The organism is Flavobacterium sp. 5, from assembly GCF_002813295.1.
GTDB lineage: Bacteria > Bacteroidota > Bacteroidia > Flavobacteriales > Flavobacteriaceae > Flavobacterium.
This window is the reverse complement of record NZ_PHUE01000001.1, coordinates 944,063-962,656: the sequence shown is the minus strand read 5'-3', so window position 1 is coordinate 962,656 and position 18,594 is coordinate 944,063. Positions and strand designations below refer to the sequence as shown.

The following is an 18,594-nucleotide window of genomic DNA, read 5'->3' as shown; positions in this document are numbered from 1 at the left end:
TCTTATTTTTTTGTCGCGGTTTTAATTTTCGTGCTGCTTTATTTTGATATTGTTAATTTATAAATTGTAGTTTCTAATACTTCAGTATCGTTATCCTCACAAAGTAAAAACTCTATTGTATCGTTTGTATTTTTATAAATGGTTATTCCTTCGAATTTTTGTGAATCACTGATTTTTTTGGTAAAAGCGATTTTCATAGTTTTGGTATCAATACAGCCGATAAAGCTTCCTAGAATTTTACCATCATGATAAGTCGATTTAGTGTCTTCGGCAGTTGCTAGAAAATATATTTTATCATCAATTGCAACAGCATCGGTAAAACTACTGCGTACTCCTTTTATTTTGGGCAATTTGTAGCTGTTGGATAGAATATTGAATTCATTAATTAGGTTTTTTCCTTGAATAGTAAACATTACATTTTTGGCCGATTCACCATTACCTCGATTAAATAAATACCATTCTTCTCCAGTGTATATAGCTCCTTCAATATTAAAATCTTCGGGTTTAATTTCTCCAAAACTTTGCATTACGGAGTACAAATCGGTCAGGTCGTTGGTACTGATTTCTTTTTCTTGCGTATTGATTTGAATCATTTTGTTTCTTTTTTGGGTTGATCCCGAACCAAAAACATAGAGTTTGTCTCCAAAATGAGTGATAGCCTCAAAATCGGGTTTTTCACTTTTTATAATATTTTCGGAGGCATTTTCTATTATTTTATGTAGTTGCAATGTTTGTGAAGGAATTGCATATTCGTATAGAAAACCACTGTTGTCTCCAATGATAAATAAACTGTTTTCCTTGTAAATGAGTCCAGAGGCTGAACCTATTCCTATGATGTGAAAAAGAATTTCGAGTGTAAATTTTTCCATTAAATGTATTTTGTAAATTAATGTCCTAGTCCAGATGGAAGTGGAAATCCTTTTGAAAAGAACAGCTATTTTTTCTTGTACTGGCAGAGCGACCAAGGGAAGCTCCTGCAAGTGCTTAGAAAAAAAGCAGTTCTTGAAAAAGATTATTTCACTAACTTTTATTTTAATTTGAGTTCAGTGAATTTCATATGCAACTAACAACTGGATTTTGTCTCTCAAAAGTAGTCTTTTTTTGTTGAAGAGGAAATTTGGCTTTTTTTGAATTTAAATGAGTATTTGATTAAGTGTTTTACAAGACATATTTCTGTGTTAATTGAAGAAATAAATATGTTGATGTAGCTACTTTGTAATCTAAGTTTTTATTTGTTAAAGTTTTGTTAATATTGAATTAATTGAAAGTGTGAAGTATTATGGTTTATTTGTTTGAAATTTAAATTAAACCTTATGAAAAAAATCATTTTATTAACGCTTTTCTTAGCTTTTTCTAGTTCATTTTTTGTTAGTTGTCAAAGTGATAGCAACGATGATATAGATCAACAATTAATACCAACTCCAACTTTAAATATAGAAGATCCTATTATAGTTCATCTATTAGAAAAGGGAATTAAAATTGAAAATATTAGAGATTTTGAAAATTTTTATCTTGTTGAAAATGATATAATGGTAAGTAAAGGCAAGTCACTTCTTACAGTTAAATCCTTTTCTAAAAAACAAGCATATATCAATACGTTAGTTTATATGAATAAAGTTAATTCAATGACTGTAAAAATTGATAGCTCAATTCCAAGGGTGAGTATACTAATCCGACAGGATATAATATAATACCTAACACACCTGCAGGTAATTCTCAAAATCTCGATCCTAATTCTGTAATGAATTCAAGTTTGACGAATTCAATTGGTTTTTCTAGTTTTGATTTAATTGCATCAAAATATTTATACCCTGATTTATATTCACTTAATGATATGATTACCTTTCCGTTTGGAGGTATGACTGAAATTAATGGGGGTACAGGGGTTCGAATTCAATGGCATCCAACATTTATCTCTACAGACAAAGTAAAGATTGAGCTCTTTTCTAGTGGTGTATTAATGAGTACCATAATAACAACAAATAATGGCTCGTCAAATACAGATTATATTCCTTCAGGTATCTATAGAATAAAAATATCATCTTTATCAGATTCTAGTTTGTATGATTCTGTGAGTTTTGATTATGTTAGAGATTAATAATAAAATTATCCTGTTGTTTAATTATGTGAAAATTTTTACACTTAGGATATAAAAAAGGACTTGGTTTCAGCGCTGGCTAGATATTTTTTTTAAGAATGCCACGGTTCTTTTTATGAGAATCGTGGTTTCTGTTTTTTATTTTTAAACCAGTTACATGAAAAATATATTTTCTCTTTTTATTCTTTTTTTACTGTTTTCTTGTGCAGATTCTAAATCTGAAGCTGAACGAATTAATGATTTGTATAAAAAGGATTTAGTTGTTTTACAAGATGAAGTTGTAGAGTTGCAACATTTAGTTGAAACTGATGCAGCATCGAAACAACTCCAAATTCAGTTTTTAAAAGTACACCAAAGTTATAAAAGGGTAGAGCCCATTTGTGAGTACTATTTTCCAACAGTTTCGAAAGCAATAAATGGGCCAGCTTTAGATGAATATGAGATTGATGAAGGAATGACAGTTCCGCCTGCAGGACTTCAAGTTATTGAGGAGTATCTTTTTCCTGAGTTCGATTTGATTACGAAAAATGATTTATTAAAAGAAATTGGGATTCTAAATGCTAATTTATATCGGTTAGAAATGGTTTCAAAAACGAATGATTTGACTGATTCTTCTGTTTTTGATGCGATGCGTTTAGAGGTTTTTAGAATTATTACATTAGGAATTACTGGATTTGATTTCCCAATTGCATAAAATTCTTTAGCGGAAGCGATAACATCATTAGAGACTATTGAAAAGCAGCTTGACATTTACGGTGATAATAAAGAAACTCTCATTGCTTTAAATATAGTAAAGCAAGGAAAAGAATATTTGAATACAAATGCGAGGTTTAATGAATTTGACAGAGCTTATTTTATTACAAAGTATTTAAATCCTTTGAGTAAATCTATTTATGAAACACAGTTAAGTTTTAAAATTCCTTTTTTTAAAGAAACTCGTGGATTGAAAGTGACTGCTCAAACCTTATTTGATAAAAATGTTTTTGATGCTGAAGCATTTTCTGGATTTCCAGATTATAAAACGACTAAAGAAAAAATAGATTTGGGTAAATTATTGTTTAATGACCCAATTTTATCGGGTGATAATTCTCGTTCTTGTGCTTCTTGCCATCATTCGGATAAAGCTTTTACTGACGGATTGGAGAAAGCAGTTTCATTGGACGGTACAATGATGGTAAAAAGAAATACACCAACATTAAGGAATATCGCTTTTCAGCGTAGTTTTTTTTATGATTCGAGAGTAAATTATTTAGAGGATCAGGCAATTGCTGTGATTACAAACGTAAATGAAATGCATGGATCTCTTGATAAATCAGCTTTGGATTTAAAGAAAAGCAAAAAATATGCTGCTGATTTTAAAAAAGCATTTCCAAACAAAGAAATTACTGCTTTTGAGATAAAAAATGCTTTGGCATCTTACATTCGATCTTTGAGTGATTATGATTCCAAATTCGATGGGTATATGAGAGGTGAAAATCAGATGGATCTCGACGAAATAGCGGGTTTTAATTTATTTACAGGTAAAGCTAAATGTGCAACATGTCATTTTATTCCTTTGACAAATGGAACTGTTCCTCCCAATTTTGACAGATCGGAAAGTGAAGTTCTTGGGGTTCCTGGGAAAAACAAAAAGATAGATATTGATTTTGGTAAATATGATTTGACACACGCTGAAGTGAATCGTTATTCTTTTAAAACACCAACAATTCGTAATATTGCTTTAACGGCTCCTTATATGCATAATGGTTTTTTTAAAACATTAGAAGAAGTTGTAGATTTTTATGATCAAGGCGGTGGAAGCGGTTTGAGTTTTAATTTGCCTAATCAAACTTTACCAACTGATAAATTAAAATTAACTCCTTTAGAAAAAAAGCAATTAATAGCTTTTATGAAAACTTTGACGGATAAAAAATTATATTAAGAGAATCAGATGTATTTAAGTAAATAAAAAATGTGCTGAATTACAGCACATTTTTTATTTATGTTGACTTTTTTATAGATCAAAGCCATAAGCTACGCGAAGGCCTACTTGACCAACACCTTTGCCTAAATTTCCACTATTATTCAATCTTAAAAAGTCATTGTATTGTTCATAGCGTAAAGAAACATCAATGTATTTTGTTGCGTAACCAATACTTGGTGCCCAAAGAAATGAGGTTTTGTGGTAATGAGGGTCAGTTACAAAAGCAGCACCGGCTTCACCCATTATGTAAAATTGATCATTCCAAATGAAAGCTTTGAAACCAGCTTTTGCTGGAACAAATCCAAGATCATCTCCATCGGCTTCACTTACAAATAAACGACTATATCCAGTTGTTAAAGTTAAAGAATATCTTTTGGATAAGTCATATTGTAGTCTGGCATCGGCACCTAAGGCTAATTTATAAGGATCGTGAACGGCATATCCTCCTGTTACACCTATTCCAAGACGAAAACCTTGATCATAATTTGTTGTTTCCTGCGCTTTAGTGTTATTCGCAAATAATATCGAGATTGCGAATACCATAATGATTTTGATTTTTTGTCTGATTTGCATGATTTTAAAATTTTAGTTTGTAAAAAAAATATAGTAATGCACTCATCTATTTTGAGTACTTTACAAAAGTATAACAGCAAACAAGCAGTCTTATTACAGAATTATTCATAAATTTTATATAATTTATGGTTCATATTTTATTATGTTTTCATTATAAATGAAATAATGTTCATAGAATTAATTTGTTCTAATTACCTTTGCCGATTCAATAAATTTAAAATGAACTTCTCTCAATACACCAAAGAATTTACCTATAATATTAAATTGGCTTACCCTGTAATTCTTGGAATGCTAGGGCATACTTTGATAGGTATTGTAGATAATTATATGGTTGGAAATCTGGGTTCGACAGAGTTGGCTGCTGTTTCCTTAGGTAATAGTTTTATCTTTTTGGCTATGGCTATTGGAATTGGGTTTTCTACTGCGATTACACCTTTGGTGGCCGAAGCTGATGCGGAGAAAAATGATAAAAAAATTCGAACTACTTTTCATCATGGCTTGTTGTTATGTACTATTTTGGGCGTGTCTTTGTTTATCATAACTGTATTGTCTAAGCAATTAATGTATTTTATGGATCAGCCAAAAGCAGTGGTTTTACTTGCCGCTCCTTATATTGATTGGGTTGCTTTTTCTTTGATTCCTGTTGTAATGTATCAGGGGTATAAGCAATTTGCCGATGGGTTGTCTTTGACTAAATATTCGATGTATTCGATTATTTTGACTAATGTAGTACACGTATTTTTTAATTATGTATTGATTTATGGCTTTTGGATTTTTCCAAAACTTGGAGTGACTGGAGCTGCTCTGGGAACCGTAATTTCTAGAATTATGATGGTGGTTTTTATGCATTATCTAATGAAACATAATGCTGTTATGAGTCAGTATTTTAAAAATTTTACTTTTAAAGAAATTAAAAAATCAATTATTAAAAAAATTGTTGCTCTTGGAGTTCCGTCGGCTTTACAAATGTTGTTTGAGGTAACATTGTTTACTGCTGCAATATGGCTTTCTGGATCTTTGGGCAAAAATAGTCAGGCAGCCAATCAAATTGCATTGATTTTGGCTTCTTCAACATTTATGGTAGCCATGGGTTTGAGCGTTACAGCAATGATTCGAGTAGGTCATTCGAGAGGTGTATCAGATTATAAAAATTTAATTATTGTAGCACGTTCCATTTTTTTACTAGCAATAATTACTGAAGCTGTATTTGCATTGATCTTTATCGTTTTTCATAATTTCTTACCACATTTGTTTTTGAACATGCACGATCCAGCACAGGCTCTTGATAATAAAGAAATCATTATGATAACTTCAAAATTATTATTGATAGCCGCTATTTTTCAAATTTCTGATGGAATACAGGTAGTAGTCTTGGGAGCTTTAAGAGGTCTACAGGATGTGAAAATTCCAATGTACATTACATTTGTGGCATATTGGATAATAGGTTTTCCTATATCTTTTTATTTAGGAAAATATACCGAATTGAAAGCTGTTGGCGTTTGGATCGGTCTCTTGGCAGGTTTGACTTCTGCTGCTTTGTTTTTGTACATTCGGTTTGCTCGTTTGACAAGAAAGTTAGTTGTAAAACATACTGAAAAATAAACCATTTGTAAGAATGTAACTTATAATTGGTTTTAGCGTATAATCACTGAACCAATTTAAAACTACACAATGATACTACTTATTATTCTTGGAATAATTTTACTAATTTTTGGATTTATATTAACCAATAGGGTTAATCCAATTTCGAAATTTACTGGTTTATTTAGAATTATTGGATTTATCTTAATTGTTTTGGGGCTGTTTTCTTCTATGTTCAAGCAAATTGATGCTGGAAAAGTAGGAGTGAAGTCTCTTTATGGAAGTGTAGATTCTGAAGTTCTGGAAAGCGGTTTACATATTATAAATCCTCTTTTGGATATTACCGAATTTGATGTACAGACACAAAATTATACTATGTCTGCTATTCATGGCGAGGGAACTCAAGAAGGAGATGACGCCATTCGTGTTTTATCGAATGATGGGCTGGAAGTAGTAATTGATTTGACAGTTTTGTATCGTGTCATTCCTACGGATGCTCCAAAAATTTTTAAAAATATTGGGGTGGGGTATACTGATAAAATAGTGAGACCTATTACAAGAACAAGGATAAGAGACAATGCTGTTTTTTATGATGCAGTTGCTTTGTATTCGACCAAAAGAAATGAATTTCAGGAACGAATTTTCAAAAGTATCGAATCTGATTTCAAAAATAGAGGTTTAGTTCTAGAACAATTATTGATTAGAAATATCGATCTTCCTATTTCAGTCAAAAAATCGATAGAAAGTAAAATTAATGCAGAACAAGATGCTCAAAAAATGACATTTGTCCTTCAAAAAGAAAAACAAGAGGCCGAACGTAAAAGAGTAGAAGCACAAGGTATTGCCGATTATCAGAGAATTATATCATTGGGACTTACTGATAAGCAGTTACAATATGAACAAATTAAGGCCCAAAAAGAGTTAGCAGCTTCTTCAAATTCTAAAATTATTTTTATGAATGGAAAAGGAAATGCACCAGTTATTTTATCCGATAAGTAATTTTAGGAGCAAGTAATTTTCGTTTTCAAAACAAGATTCAACCTGCTGTCCGTTTTATCTCTTGTGGCGAACACCGCCACAAGAGGATGTCACTTCCATCAGGACGAAATGATAATTTTAATTTTTTAAGACCTTTTTTAAAAAGGGTATTTCAATAAAAAACGTATTTTTACACTCTTACATTAAAAAAATAAAACACATGGAATTACCAAAATTCTTATTAGGAGACAATACAGATTTTCCAGATGATATATTTATAATTCACTTGGATTATCCAAGATTTATTATCAATTTGAAAGATGATGAAGTAGAATTCATGGAAGAAGCCGAAGATCTTGACGAAGCTGAATTGAATGCTGAAATGGAAGGGCTTATCGTTCTTGCCAATGAGTTTTACGATAGAGAGATAGTACGTTACGAAGAATAATTGTTTTTTTAGAAGGACTGCTTCTGTTTAAAAAAAAACAATTAATAAAACTGCAAAAGTTGAATTCAGCTTTTGCAGTTTTTATTTATAATACAGTTTTATTTTTTGAAATAACGGTCTAATAATAGTTGTGCAGCGACAAAAGGGGATATCTCATTATCTTGTACCGCTTTTCTATTGGTTTCTAATAGTTCAATGATATTTGGTTGATTGTAAAAATGAGTTTTTAATTGCTCATTTATGGTTTCCTTCATCCAAAACTGATTTTGTTCTTTTCGTTTTTCTGCAAAATAATCATTGGTATGTACTAACTCTAGATAATCTGAAATAGTTTGCCAGACATTCTCAATTCCATCATGAGTTATGGCACTACAAGTAGCAGTTGTCGGAACCCATCCTGATTTTTTAGAAGGAAATAAATGCAAGGCTCTGTTAAATTCGACTTTTGCTAAGGTTGCTTTTTTAATATTATCACCATCGGCTTTATTTATAACTATGGCATCTGCCATTTCCATAATCCCTCGTTTGATTCCTTGTAATTCATCTCCTGCACCAGCTATTTTTAAAAGCAAAAAGAAATCGACCATGCCGTGGACTGCAGTTTCACTTTGTCCCACACCAACGGTTTCAATTAGAATTATATTAAAACCACATGCTTCGCAAAGAATAATTGTTTCTCGAGTTTTTCGAGCCACACCTCCTAAAGTTTCTCCAGATGCCGATGGGCGAATAAATGCATTTTGATCTTTTACTAATTCTTCCATTCGGGTTTTATCGCCTAAAATACTTCCGTGTGAAATAGTACTGCTGGGGTCTACAGCAAGAACTGCTATTTTGTAGCCTAAACTAGTTAAGTGTTTTCCAAAAGCTTCAATAAACGTGCTTTTTCCAACTCCGGGTACACCAGTAATACCTATGCGTATTGATTTATTTGCATGTGGTAAACAGCCTTGGATAACTTCATTGGCTTTGGATAAATGTGCCGTATTTGTACTTTCTATTAAAGTTATGGCACGGCTTAACGCTGTGATATCTTTTGATATAATACCTTTGATTAATTCTGTAGCAGACGGTTGTTTCTTTCTAAACTCCTTAATGTTTTGCAAAGCACTTGTACTGATAATTTCGGGTGGTGAAATACCAGCTTTTTCGTTTAATGCGCTTGGATTTTTTTTGTTGTTAGGCAAAATACTTTTCTTTTTGATAAGTAAAAGTAGTGAAAACAAAAACAGTTTCAAAAATGCAATTGTTTTTGAAACTGTTTTTGTTTTTTGAATTAAAACAAAATTAATAAGCTGCTGTAAAACGTTGTTGATGATGTTTTGGAGTTTCCACTTCATCAGCAATGGCAACAGCTAAATCTTCTGCAGATAAAATACTTCGTTGATCATTATTAAAAACTGGATTTTCTAAACCTAGTCTGTATTTTCCTGTTCGACCCGTTGTGATTCCTTGATGCATTTCGATAGCAGGGCTAAAAAAGGCCCAGTCTAAGTCTTTTTCTTCTTTAATGATTTCCAAATAATGTCTTGCAGCATTTGCTCCTTCAAAATACTCTTTTGGAAATTCTGGTGTGTCAATCAGTTGTAGGTTTGGAGCAATGTATAAACTTCCAGCTCCACCGATAGTTATAAAACGTTTTACTCCTGATTTTTTAACAGCTTCCTGAATTGCTTTTGCTCCAGCAATTGCTTCACTATAAATGTTTGGGTTTGTCCAACCAGGGTTGTAAGCGTTAATGACAACATCGTTTCCTTTTAGAGCTTCTACTAAAGAATCGATATTAAAGATATCAGTAGCAACCCATTTTACTCCTGATGTTTCTTTTGGGGTTCTTACAATTGCAGTAATTTCATGGTTTCTGCTTATTAACTCATTTAAAATTGCTGAACCTACAAATCCTGTGGCTCCAATAATTGCGATTTTCATAATTGTATATATTTAAAAGTAATAAAAAATGTTACAGTTTTGGTAAAAAAAATAGAATTAAAATTTATTTGAAAATTCTTCCAAAGTAATGTTGCTCAATTGCAAGCTTATTGTTTGATTAATTTCTTCATATAAATTTTCTAAATTTTTATTTATTTGTTTGCCTACAGGACAATCTGGATTAGGTTCATTTTTAGAAAAACCCAATGTTACAGTATCAAAAGTCATTTTAAATATAGAGTCTAAAGTAATTTTTGAAGCAGATTTTAATAATCGAGTACCTCCGTTTTTGCCTTCTTTGCTTTCTACAATATTATTTTTTTTCAGGTTTGAAATTTCTTTTCTAACCAAAACAGGATGCAAATTCATACTTCCTGCTATAAAATCAGATGATAAAAATTCATCTGGGAACTTTGATAGTAGAGTTAGAATGTGAATTGTTATGGCAAATTTACCTGAAATCATACTGTAATAAAATTTATTGCAAATATAGAACTTGTTTTTGAATTCACGGGCTTATTTTGAAAAAAAATACAGTGATTTAACATTTCTTAATTTATTGTATAGCTTTTGGGTTAAAAGTTTTTTAATGGTATTTTTGCGATCTATTTTATGCGATGAACAATTTTATTCTCATTTTTATTTTCTTATTACTTGGTCTTGTATTGCAAAATGTAAAGCAAATACCTAAGAATGCGCATAAAATTTTAAATTGGGTCGTTATTTATATTTGCCTTCCGGCATTAGCCTTATATTATATTCCGAAAATTAAATGGGATAATCAATTGTTGTTCTCTATTGGAGTATCTTGGATTGGGTTTATTATTTCATATTTTTTTTTCAATTATTTAGGAAATAAAAAGGGATGGCCAAGAAAACTTACAGGCTGTTTGATTATTTGCTCGGGTTTAGGAAATACCTCTTTTTTAGGATTTCCAATAATTGAAGCTTTGTATGGAGAAGAGGGAATGAAAACAGCTATAATTGTAGATCAACCAGGATCTTTTGTGGTGCTTTCCACTTTAGCGGTTTTGGTTGCTACTGCTTATTCTAAAGGGAATTTGAATAGCTTTCAAATTGCTAAAAAGATTGCTTTTTTTCCTCCGTTTGTTACTTTCTGCATCGCCTGTTTGATGAATGTTTTTAAATTTGATTTTTACGAATGGGGACAGTTGTTGTTTAAGTCAATAGGGAGTGTAGTGACACCTTTGGCCTTACTTTCGGTGGGGTTGCAATTGCGCTTTGAAAAAAGAAGCATGCATTGGGAATTCCTGGGGTTGGGATTGTTTTATAAATTGATTGCCACGCCAGCTATTATCTTTTTTTTATATGTAATAGTTCTTAATCAGCACAGTAAGGCTATTCAGGTTGCTGTATTAGAATCGGCGATGGCTCCAATGATTACTGCGTGTATTTTGTCTTCAACATATGGGCTAAAACCTAGATTAAGTAGTATGATGATTGGTTTTGGAATACCGCTATCGTTTATTACTTTAATTTTTTGGGCTGTTTTAATGCGTTTTATTTAATTCTGGAAATAAAATACTTAAGGTTCTTTTTAGGAAACTAAATTATGGATTTTAGCATATTGTAAGAGCATAATGGTTTTAGCATCTTTTATTTCTCCTGACTCAATCATAACATAAGCTTGGTCAAAAGGAATTTCGATAACATCAATTTCTTCATGTTCGTGTTCTAGTCCTCCACCAGAGCTTACTTTCATACTGGCATCATATTCTCCTACGAAGCAGTATAGAATTTCGGTTACTGCCCCAGGGGACATATATGATTCAAAAACTTTTTTAACTGAATGCAAGCGATAACCCGTTTCTTCTTCTGTTTCACGGATGATACAGGCTTCGGGGTTGTCTTCGTCTAGTAATCCAGCGCATACTTCAATCAGTAAACCACTTTTGTTTCCGTTTAAATAGGAAGGTAGTCTAAATTGGCGGGTTAGTATAACCGTACCCTTTTTTTCGTTGTATAAAAGTATTGCTGCTCCATTGCCTCTGTCATACACTTCTCGTACTTGTGTGTCCCAAGTATTATCCTTTTTTTGATAATCTACTGTAACTTTATTCAGGACGTACCAGTTGTCAGATAGTAATTCTGTTTTTTGTATTTTATATTTTGGATTGTTCATGGGATTCAGTTTTATATAGTAAAAAAAACGCTCTGAAATAGTTCAGAGCGTTAGTAGTATTATTTAAGAATTGTTTGTTTTCTATCTGGTCCAACAGAAACAATTTTTATTGGAACTTCAACTTCTTTCTCAATAAATTCAATGTATTCTTTTAATTCGATTGGTAATTGATCGTAAGTGGTCATTCCTGTTAAATCTTGGTGCCATCCTTTGAAATCTTTGAATACTGGAGTTACATTTTCTGGCTCAATGTTGTATGGAAAATGTGAAATGTTTTTACCTTTATAATTGTATTCAGTACATACTTTTAAAGTTTCGAAACCAGAAAGTACATCACCTTTCATCATCATTAACTGAGTTACTCCATTGATTTGAACAGCATATTTTAGAGCTACTAAGTCTAACCATCCACAACGTCTTTGTCTTCCTGTAACTGATCCAAATTCGTTTCCTACTTTGGCCATAGTTGCACCGTCTTCGTCAAAAAGTTCGGTTGGGAAAGGTCCGCTTCCAACACGAGTTACATACGCTTTGAAAATTCCGTAAACCTCTTTGATTTTGTTTGGAGCAATACCTAAACCTGTACAAGCACCAGCAGCTGTTGTGTTTGATGAAGTTACAAATGGATACGTTCCAAAATCAACATCTAATAAAGATCCTTGAGCACCTTCGCAAAGAATTGATTTTCCTGCTCTTTGGGCTTGGTTTAAATATTCTTCACTGTCAATAAAGTCTAATGATTTTAATACTTCGATTGATTCGAAGAATTCTTTTTCCATTTCAGCTAAATTGTACTGAATATTAACATCGTAGAATTTAATCATTTCTTCGTGCTTGTCAGCCAAAGCTCTGTATCTTTCTTCGAAATCTTCTAATTCAGTATCTCCAACTCTTAATCCGTTTCTACCTGTTTTGTCCATGTAAGTTGGTCCAATTCCTTTAAGAGTAGAACCAATTTTAGCTTTACCTTTAGATGCTTCTGAAGCAGCGTCCAATAAACGGTGTGTTGGTAAAATTAAATGTGCTTTTCTCGAAATGATTAATTTGGATTTAATATCCATATTAAATTTTTCAAGACCTTCAATTTCTTTTTGAAATACAACTGGGTCAATTACAACTCCGTTTCCAATAATATTGATAGCTGTTTTATGAAAAATTCCAGATGGAATAGTTCTTAGAACGTGTTTAATTCCATCAAATTCTAGAGTGTGTCCTGCATTTGGTCCTCCTTGAAAACGAGCAATTATATCATAATTTGAGGTAAGAACGTCAACAATTTTTCCTTTTCCTTCATCTCCCCATTGTAATCCTAATAATAAATCTACGGTCATTCTATATTTTATTTTTAGTTAATTTTCTAATGTATTCTCCAGCGAATTTTCTAGAGTGTTTTCTTCTGTTTTTTCTTTTTTTCTGTTTCCGTATAAGTATAGGGAATGATTGGTGATTTCTATATCAAAAATTTCTTCGATCGTTTTTTTGATAGTTTGAATTCGTGGATCACAAAATTCAATTACTTCGCCTGTATCGGTCATAATGATATGATCGTGCTGTTTGTCGAAATAGGATTTCTCGTAATGTGCCTGGTTTTGTCCAAACTGATGTTTACGGACTAAAGCACAGTCTAGTAATAATTCGATGGTATTGTAAAGAGTTGCCCTACTGACACGGTAGTTTTTGTTTTTCATTTTGAGGTATAGGTTTTCTATATCAAAATGTTCTTCACTTTCGTATATTTCTTGAAGGATAGCATAACGTTCAGGGGTTTTGCGATGTCCTTTGTTTTCAAGATACATTGTAAAAACGTTTTTTACAATCTCTTGATTTTTGTTGTTATCTGTGGAAATGAGTGTCATATCTGGCAAAGATAAATTATTATTTTAAAAGTATAAAAAAATAGGGTTTTAATTATGAATCAGCAGTTGTATTTTTTAGAGCTTAAAGCAGCTTTATTGATGTGTTTACTGATGAAAATTAAAGATCCTGATTACTGCGTGAGGGATAGAAGCAAGCTACCAAAGTAGCGCGTATAGCCCGACCTCGTTGAGCAAAGGGGCTTTGTAAAGATTGCTATGAGTAAGCCCCTTTGCTCAGCGAGGGCATGCCCAAAAGTTTTTTGAAATTATTCGTTATAGTTTTCGGTTGTGATTATCACAATTTTTATTGCTAAAGTTTATTTTGTGTTGGTTTAGTTTTTATACACTCGTGTTACTTTATCGATTCCATCAATTTTTTTGATGTTGTCCATTAATTTTTTCAAAATGGTGATGTTAGGAACGATAACAGATACCTGACCTTTGAAAATACCAGCTTCACCGTTGAGTGAAATGCTTTGAATGTTGACGTTCATGATGTTTGAAATCACTTTTGTCAGTTCGTTTGTAAGCCCTAAACTATCCATTCCCATAATGTTTATGGTGGCTTTGAAATCTTGTTGAGTGGAATCTATCCATTTGGCCTGCATGATTCGGTATGCATAATTGGACTGTAGTGCAATGGCATTTGGGCAGTCTTTTTTATGTATTTTGATACCTTCGTTTATGGTAACAAACCCAAAAACGTCATCTCCTGGAATTGGATTGCAGCAGCTCGATAATTTGTAATCCAGTTTATCTTGAGTTTTTCCAAAAACCAGCATGTCGTAATTATTACTAAGGACTTGCTTGTGAATATCAGCATCGGCAGTGCTGTTATTTCGTTTGATTTTGTTTTTGAAAAAGTTTATTAAGGTGTTGCTTTTTTGTGAAGCATAATCCTTTAGTTGTTGGTTGTCGATCGAACCAACACCGACTCTGTAAAATAAATCCAGACTTGTTTTTAATTTAAAAAAGTTAACCAATTCATTGATGGATTGCTCGTTTAAATTTACTTTAAGATGTTTTAGTTTGCGGGTAAGAAGTTCTTTTCCGTCTTCGGCAATTTTTTTGGTATTTTCGTTGAGTACACTTCTAATTTTATTTTTTGCTCTCGATGTGGTTACAAAATCCAGCCAGTTGATCGTTGGTTTTTGATTGGCCGAAGTGATGATTTCGACTTGGTCACCGCTTTTTAATTCATAATTTAAGGGTACTAATTTTCCGTTGACTCTGGTTCCTCTGGTTTTTATTCCAACTTCGGAGTGAATGCTAAAGGCAAAATCTAATGAAGTTGCACCTTTTGGAAGGGATTTGATTTCTCCTTTTGGGGTAAAAATATAAATCTCTTTGGAATACAAGTTCATTTTGAAATCTTCTACGAAATCGACAGCACTTGTTTCTGAGTTTTCCAGTGCTTCTTTTAAAAGATTTAACCAAACGTCCAGACCGTTTTCTTCGGTAGCTCCGTTTTTGTATTTATAGTGGGCAGCATATCCTTTTTCGGCAATTTCATCCATACGCTCGCTACGAACCTGTACTTCTACCCAACGGCCTTTTGGTCCCATTACGGTAATGTGCAAGGCTTCGTAACCTGTTGATTTTGGAGATGATATCCAGTCACGTAATCGGCTTGGGCTGGGTCTGTAATGATCGGTCACAATAGAGTAAATTTTCCATGCCAGGAATTTCTCGTCATGTGGATTTGATTTATAGACAATACGCAAAGCGAATTTATCGTAGACTTCATCAAAAGTTACATTTTGAGCCAGCATTTTTCTATTGATAGAATAAATGGATTTTGGTCGGCCTTTGATAATGTAATCTATATTCTCTTCGTCTAAAGCTTTTTGAAGAACTTCGGAAATATCTTTGATATAAAGATCTTGTTCTTCCTTAGTTTCTCTTATTCTGCTGACAATGTTGTTATATCTTTCAGGCTCGGTATATTTTAAACCTAAATCTTCTAGTTTGTTTTTTATTTTATAAAGACCTAATCGATGTGCTAATGGAGCATAAATATATAAAGTTTCGGAGGCCAGTTTGATTTGCTTGTGGTCCTCCATAGAGTCCATAGTGAGCATATTATGCAGTCTATCGGCTATTTTTATGAGGATTACCCTAACGTCATCATTGAGGGTTAGCAACATTCGTCGGAAGTTTTCTGCCTGCATTGATACATTTAGATCTTTTTGTACCAATGATATTTTTGTTAATCCTTCAACCAGTTGAGCGATTTTTGGACCAAACATTTTATCAATGTCTTTGACAGTAATTGGAGTGTCTTCGACAACGTCGTGCATTAAGGCCGCAGCAATTGATGTCGCTCCCAAACCAATGTCTGAGGCCACAATTTTGGCAACTGCAATAGGATGAAAAATATAGGCTTCACCAGATTTTCGGCGTTGGTCTTTATGGGCATCAACAGCAACGTCAAATGCCTTGCGAATTAGTTTTTTGTCCTCTGTAGTTAGGGTTTGGTAACTAATACGAAGTAATTCTTTGTATTCGTGAGCAATTGCTTTGTTTTCTTTTTCTATATCGATTTCTATCATAATGACATGGTTCAATTCCTAAAAATAAGATTTTTTTAGGAGATACACAAGGAGTTTTCTAAGTTTCTAAGCTGTAAATTTTCTAAGTTGCTAAGTTTTTTTGGTTTAAAGTTTAAAGTGGCTTAGACTAAAAAACTTTAAAATATAATCTAAAAGCCTCTCTGTCTTTTAGCTTCAAATATTAAAATAGCAGCAGCAACCGAAACATTCATACTATCAATTTCGCCTTGCATCGGGATAATGATATTTTGAGTAGCAGCATCCCGCCATTCCTGAGTCAATCCCGTGGCTTCTGTACCTACAACCAGTGCAGTTGGCGAAGTATAATCCTGAGTATGATACGAAGTCGAATTTTGCAAAGTAGCGCTATAAAAATTGATGTTTCGCTCCTTTAGAAAAGCAATGATTTCGGAAGTCGTTCCTGTAGCAATTTGATTAGTAAACAAACAGCCCACACTTGATCTTACCACATTTGGGTTGTATAAATCACTTTTTGGATTGGCGATAATTACCGCATCAAGACGAGCTGCATCGGCAGTACGCAATAAAGCACCAATATTTCCTGGTTTCTCAGGGGCTTCGGCAATTAGAATGAGTGGATTTTTAGATAATTGTAAGTCAGATAATAGTGTCGATTTGGTTTTGGCTATTGCCAAAATACCTTCTGTCGTGTCTCTGTAAGCGAGTTTTTGATAAATATCTTTTGAAATCTCTATCAATTCAGATGATCCGGCTAGTTTCTGTGCTTCGTTTTCCGAACAAATTTCGGGAACAAATAAAATCGTTTCCATTTCATAACCGCCTTTCAAGGCAATCGAAATTTCTCTTTTTCCTTCTATTAAAAAAGTTCCAGATTGTTTTCTTGCTTTTGCTTTTTCCTGTAAAAGAACCAAAGATTTGATAAAAGGATTTTGAAGGCTGACGATTTGTTTCAATGGAATAGATGCTAAGTTATAATCCGCTAAGGTACTACCATTTTTTAAATTCTAAAACCAAAAAGTCGAAAGACAAAAGTCTGATTTTGAAAGCAAAATATTTAAAAAGAAGTTTCATTTTGCCACAGATTTCACAGATTTCTACAAATTTTAAATTTATTGGTCTCAGTTGATTTGAAATTATCCACTTTAAATACATTCTAAAAGTGTTTAAACCCAAATTGCACAAATTTGTTGATGGGAATTTGCGGTAGCCATTTTTCCTTTTTATATAGTTCAATTATACTTTTTATATAAATGAATTATACTTTTCGTATAAATGAATTATACTTTTTGTATAAATAAATTATACTTTTTGTATAAATGAATTATACTTTTTGTATAAATAAATTATACTTTTTGTATAAATGAATTATACTTTTCGTATAAATAAATTATACTTTTCGTATAAATGAATTATACTTTTTGTATAAATGAATTATACTTTTTATATAATGATAAGCAGAATCTGTGATATTGAAAGAGCAGTCTGTTTTGTGATTGCGGTAAAAGTTAAAATCAAATATTCTGGAGAAGATTAAATAAGTACTAATAAGTGGTTTTTTATTTAATTTTGTAATCTGTCGAGTTCAAACTCTGCAATCAAAAAAATACATTTACAGTATGTTTCACTTACTCGACATTATCGGAACCATGGCATTTGCAATGTCTGGTGCACTTACAGCGATGAGCAAAAAGTTAGACCCTTTTGGTGTTTTCATCATTGCATTTGTAACTGCTGTAGGTGGAGGGACCCTACGTGATGTTATGATTGGCCGCACTCCAGTAGGATGGATGCAAGACCCTACCTATGTATATGTTATTGTTTGGGGGTTTGTTTTGGCTATTATATTTCGAAAAAAACTAGATAAACTCCGCACCTCATTAGCCTTATTTGATACCATTGGATTAGGGGTTTTTACTTTAATCGGAATTCAGAAAGGAATTGATTACCATCTTCACCCAGTTATTTGCATCTCCCTGGGAACCATGACAGCCTGTTTTGGAGGAGTTATCCGTGATATTTTATGCGTTGAAATTCCTGTGATTTTTCGCAAAGAAGTGTATGCCACCATTTGCATCTTTGGTGGAATCGTATTTTTTACTCTCCGAAAAATGAATGTAGAAAATGATGTTTTGTACCTGGCCACTTCATCAGTAATTATTGCAATTCGTTTGATAGCTGTAAAATACAAATGGCATCTTGCTCCTTTAGAACACGAAAAATAAAGTATATATGGGCAAGACCACATCCTGATAAAAGGGCTATTCTCTTTGTGATAATACGCCCTTTTATCAGGATGCGGTCGGGCTATCCATACTACTTCGGTAGCTTATTTCTATCCCTCTTGCGGGCAAATAAGAAACAAAGGACTTCAAACTAGCATTCGTTTTTTTAAATCTGAAGAATCTGTGTGAAATTAATTTATTCTTCAGCTTGTAATCTTATTAAAATCTATTTGAAACGATTAATGATTTTTTACAATTACTATTTAGAA

General features: G+C 32.5%; 19 protein-coding genes. 9 read left to right on the top strand and 10 right to left on the bottom strand.

Annotated elements, in window-relative coordinates:
• Positions 1-38: 38 nt before the first annotated feature.
• Complete coding sequence (locus CLU82_RS03880) at positions 39-869, bottom strand: hypothetical protein (protein WP_100841855.1); 831 nt, start codon at positions 867-869, stop codon at positions 39-41.
• Between the two features lie 444 nt (positions 870-1,313).
• Here CLU82_RS03880 and CLU82_RS03875 point away from each other — a divergent pair, with 444 nt between their 5' ends.
• The 4 genes from CLU82_RS03875 (at position 1,314) to CLU82_RS20950 (ending at position 4,019) form a co-directional block, all read left to right on the top strand.
• Complete coding sequence (locus tag CLU82_RS03875; RefSeq protein ID WP_100841854.1) at positions 1,314-1,691, top strand: hypothetical protein; 378 nt, start codon at positions 1,314-1,316, stop codon at positions 1,689-1,691.
• A gap of 50 nt (positions 1,692-1,741) precedes the next feature.
• Positions 1,742-2,098 (top strand): hypothetical protein, encoded by a 357-nt coding sequence (locus CLU82_RS03870; protein ID WP_100841853.1) that lies wholly within the window; start codon positions 1,742-1,744, stop codon positions 2,096-2,098.
• 157 nt (positions 2,099-2,255) lie between these two features.
• On the top strand, positions 2,256-2,792 hold the full coding sequence (locus CLU82_RS20955) for a hypothetical protein (protein WP_232735206.1): 537 nt from the start codon (positions 2,256-2,258) through the stop codon (positions 2,790-2,792).
• A gap of 117 nt (positions 2,793-2,909) precedes the next feature.
• Positions 2,910-4,019 (top strand): cytochrome-c peroxidase, encoded by a 1,110-nt coding sequence (locus tag CLU82_RS20950; protein ID WP_232735205.1) that lies wholly within the window; start codon positions 2,910-2,912, stop codon positions 4,017-4,019.
• Between the two features lie 72 nt (positions 4,020-4,091).
• Here the strand turns inward: CLU82_RS20950 and CLU82_RS03860 are convergent, their stop codons facing one another.
• A complete protein-coding gene (locus CLU82_RS03860; protein WP_100841852.1) occupies positions 4,092-4,634 on the bottom strand; it encodes a hypothetical protein in 543 nt (180 codons plus the stop codon).
• A gap of 219 nt (positions 4,635-4,853) precedes the next feature.
• Here CLU82_RS03860 and CLU82_RS03855 point away from each other — a divergent pair, with 219 nt between their 5' ends.
• From CLU82_RS03855 to CLU82_RS03845, 3 genes are all read left to right on the top strand, one after another.
• Positions 4,854-6,236 (top strand): MATE family efflux transporter, encoded by a 1,383-nt coding sequence (locus CLU82_RS03855; RefSeq protein ID WP_100841851.1) that lies wholly within the window; start codon positions 4,854-4,856, stop codon positions 6,234-6,236.
• A 69-nt stretch (positions 6,237-6,305) separates the two neighbouring features.
• Positions 6,306-7,214, top strand: a complete 909-nt coding sequence (locus CLU82_RS03850; protein WP_100841850.1) for a prohibitin family protein — start codon at positions 6,306-6,308, stop codon at positions 7,212-7,214.
• Between the two features lie 199 nt (positions 7,215-7,413).
• On the top strand, positions 7,414-7,641 hold the full coding sequence (locus CLU82_RS03845; protein WP_100841849.1) for a hypothetical protein: 228 nt from the start codon (positions 7,414-7,416) through the stop codon (positions 7,639-7,641).
• A gap of 98 nt (positions 7,642-7,739) precedes the next feature.
• On the opposite strand, the gene meaB is transcribed toward CLU82_RS03845, so the two are convergent.
• The 3 genes from meaB to CLU82_RS03830 form a co-directional block, all read right to left on the bottom strand.
• The gene (gene meaB / locus CLU82_RS03840; RefSeq protein WP_232735204.1) at positions 7,740-8,828 is read right to left on the bottom strand and encodes a methylmalonyl Co-A mutase-associated GTPase MeaB; all 1,089 of its coding nucleotides are present in this window, start codon (positions 8,826-8,828) and stop codon (positions 7,740-7,742) included.
• Positions 8,829-8,928: 100 nt separating this feature from the next.
• A complete protein-coding gene (locus CLU82_RS03835) occupies positions 8,929-9,570 on the bottom strand; it encodes an NAD(P)-dependent oxidoreductase (RefSeq protein WP_100841847.1) in 642 nt (213 codons plus the stop codon).
• Between the two features lie 57 nt (positions 9,571-9,627).
• Positions 9,628-10,035 carry an Rrf2 family transcriptional regulator gene (locus CLU82_RS03830; RefSeq protein WP_100841846.1) on the bottom strand — a complete coding sequence of 136 codons (408 nt, stop codon included), beginning with the start codon at positions 10,033-10,035 and terminating at the stop codon, positions 9,628-9,630.
• A gap of 152 nt (positions 10,036-10,187) precedes the next feature.
• On the opposite strand from CLU82_RS03830, the gene CLU82_RS03825 reads away from it, so the two are divergent.
• Positions 10,188-11,099, top strand: coding sequence for an AEC family transporter (locus CLU82_RS03825; RefSeq protein WP_100841845.1), 912 nt, complete (start codon positions 10,188-10,190; stop codon positions 11,097-11,099).
• Positions 11,100-11,128: 29 nt separating this feature from the next.
• Here CLU82_RS03825 and nudK read toward each other — a convergent pair whose 3' ends face one another.
• The 5 genes from nudK to CLU82_RS03800 form a co-directional block, all read right to left on the bottom strand.
• Complete coding sequence (gene nudK / locus CLU82_RS03820) at positions 11,129-11,713, bottom strand: GDP-mannose pyrophosphatase NudK (protein WP_100841844.1); 585 nt, start codon at positions 11,711-11,713, stop codon at positions 11,129-11,131.
• A 59-nt stretch (positions 11,714-11,772) separates the two neighbouring features.
• Positions 11,773-13,044, bottom strand: coding sequence for an adenylosuccinate synthase (locus CLU82_RS03815; RefSeq protein WP_100841843.1), 1,272 nt, complete (start codon positions 13,042-13,044; stop codon positions 11,773-11,775).
• 18 nt (positions 13,045-13,062) lie between these two features.
• A complete protein-coding gene (locus tag CLU82_RS03810; RefSeq protein WP_100841842.1) occupies positions 13,063-13,569 on the bottom strand; it encodes a Fur family transcriptional regulator in 507 nt (168 codons plus the stop codon).
• A 332-nt stretch (positions 13,570-13,901) separates the two neighbouring features.
• Positions 13,902-16,121 (bottom strand): bifunctional (p)ppGpp synthetase/guanosine-3',5'-bis(diphosphate) 3'-pyrophosphohydrolase, encoded by a 2,220-nt coding sequence (locus tag CLU82_RS03805; protein ID WP_100841841.1) that lies wholly within the window; start codon positions 16,119-16,121, stop codon positions 13,902-13,904.
• 149 nt (positions 16,122-16,270) lie between these two features.
• Entirely contained in the window at positions 16,271-17,056 is a 786-nt protein-coding gene (locus CLU82_RS03800; RefSeq protein ID WP_100841840.1) for an RNA methyltransferase, read from the bottom strand.
• A 663-nt stretch (positions 17,057-17,719) separates the two neighbouring features.
• On the opposite strand from CLU82_RS03800, the gene CLU82_RS03795 reads away from it, so the two are divergent.
• Positions 17,720-18,325: a trimeric intracellular cation channel family protein gene (locus CLU82_RS03795; RefSeq protein ID WP_100841839.1), complete on the top strand. Its 606-nt coding sequence runs from the start codon at positions 17,720-17,722 to the stop codon at positions 18,323-18,325.
• Positions 18,326-18,594 lie beyond the last annotated feature (269 nt).

Bases quoted from the DNA above. Each gene is read 5' to 3' on its own strand.
- CLU82_RS03880 (WP_100841855.1), bottom strand. From the start codon at position 869: ATGGAAAAATTTACACTCGAAATTCTTTTTCACATCATAGGAATAGGT.
- CLU82_RS03875 (WP_100841854.1), top strand. From the start codon at position 1,314: ATGAAAAAAATCATTTTATTAACGCTTTTCTTAGCTTTTTCTAGTTCA.
- CLU82_RS03870 (WP_100841853.1), top strand. From the start codon at position 1,742: ATGAATTCAAGTTTGACGAATTCAATTGGTTTTTCTAGTTTTGATTTA.
- CLU82_RS20955 (WP_232735206.1), top strand. From the start codon at position 2,256: ATGAAAAATATATTTTCTCTTTTTATTCTTTTTTTACTGTTTTCTTGT.
- CLU82_RS03860 (WP_100841852.1), bottom strand. From the start codon at position 4,634: ATGCAAATCAGACAAAAAATCAAAATCATTATGGTATTCGCAATCTCG.
- CLU82_RS03855 (WP_100841851.1), top strand. From the start codon at position 4,854: ATGAACTTCTCTCAATACACCAAAGAATTTACCTATAATATTAAATTG.
- CLU82_RS03850 (WP_100841850.1), top strand. From the start codon at position 6,306: ATGATACTACTTATTATTCTTGGAATAATTTTACTAATTTTTGGATTT.
- CLU82_RS03845 (WP_100841849.1), top strand. From the start codon at position 7,414: ATGGAATTACCAAAATTCTTATTAGGAGACAATACAGATTTTCCAGAT.
- CLU82_RS03835 (WP_100841847.1), bottom strand. From the start codon at position 9,570: ATGAAAATCGCAATTATTGGAGCCACAGGATTTGTAGGTTCAGCAATT.
- CLU82_RS03830 (WP_100841846.1), bottom strand. From the start codon at position 10,035: ATGATTTCAGGTAAATTTGCCATAACAATTCACATTCTAACTCTACTA.
- CLU82_RS03825 (WP_100841845.1), top strand. From the start codon at position 10,188: ATGAACAATTTTATTCTCATTTTTATTTTCTTATTACTTGGTCTTGTA.
- nudK (WP_100841844.1), bottom strand. From the start codon at position 11,713: ATGAACAATCCAAAATATAAAATACAAAAAACAGAATTACTATCTGAC.
- CLU82_RS03815 (WP_100841843.1), bottom strand. From the start codon at position 13,044: ATGACCGTAGATTTATTATTAGGATTACAATGGGGAGATGAAGGAAAA.
- CLU82_RS03810 (WP_100841842.1), bottom strand. From the start codon at position 13,569: ATGACACTCATTTCCACAGATAACAACAAAAATCAAGAGATTGTAAAA.
- CLU82_RS03805 (WP_100841841.1), bottom strand. From the start codon at position 16,121: ATGATAGAAATCGATATAGAAAAAGAAAACAAAGCAATTGCTCACGAA.
- CLU82_RS03795 (WP_100841839.1), top strand. From the start codon at position 17,720: ATGTTTCACTTACTCGACATTATCGGAACCATGGCATTTGCAATGTCT.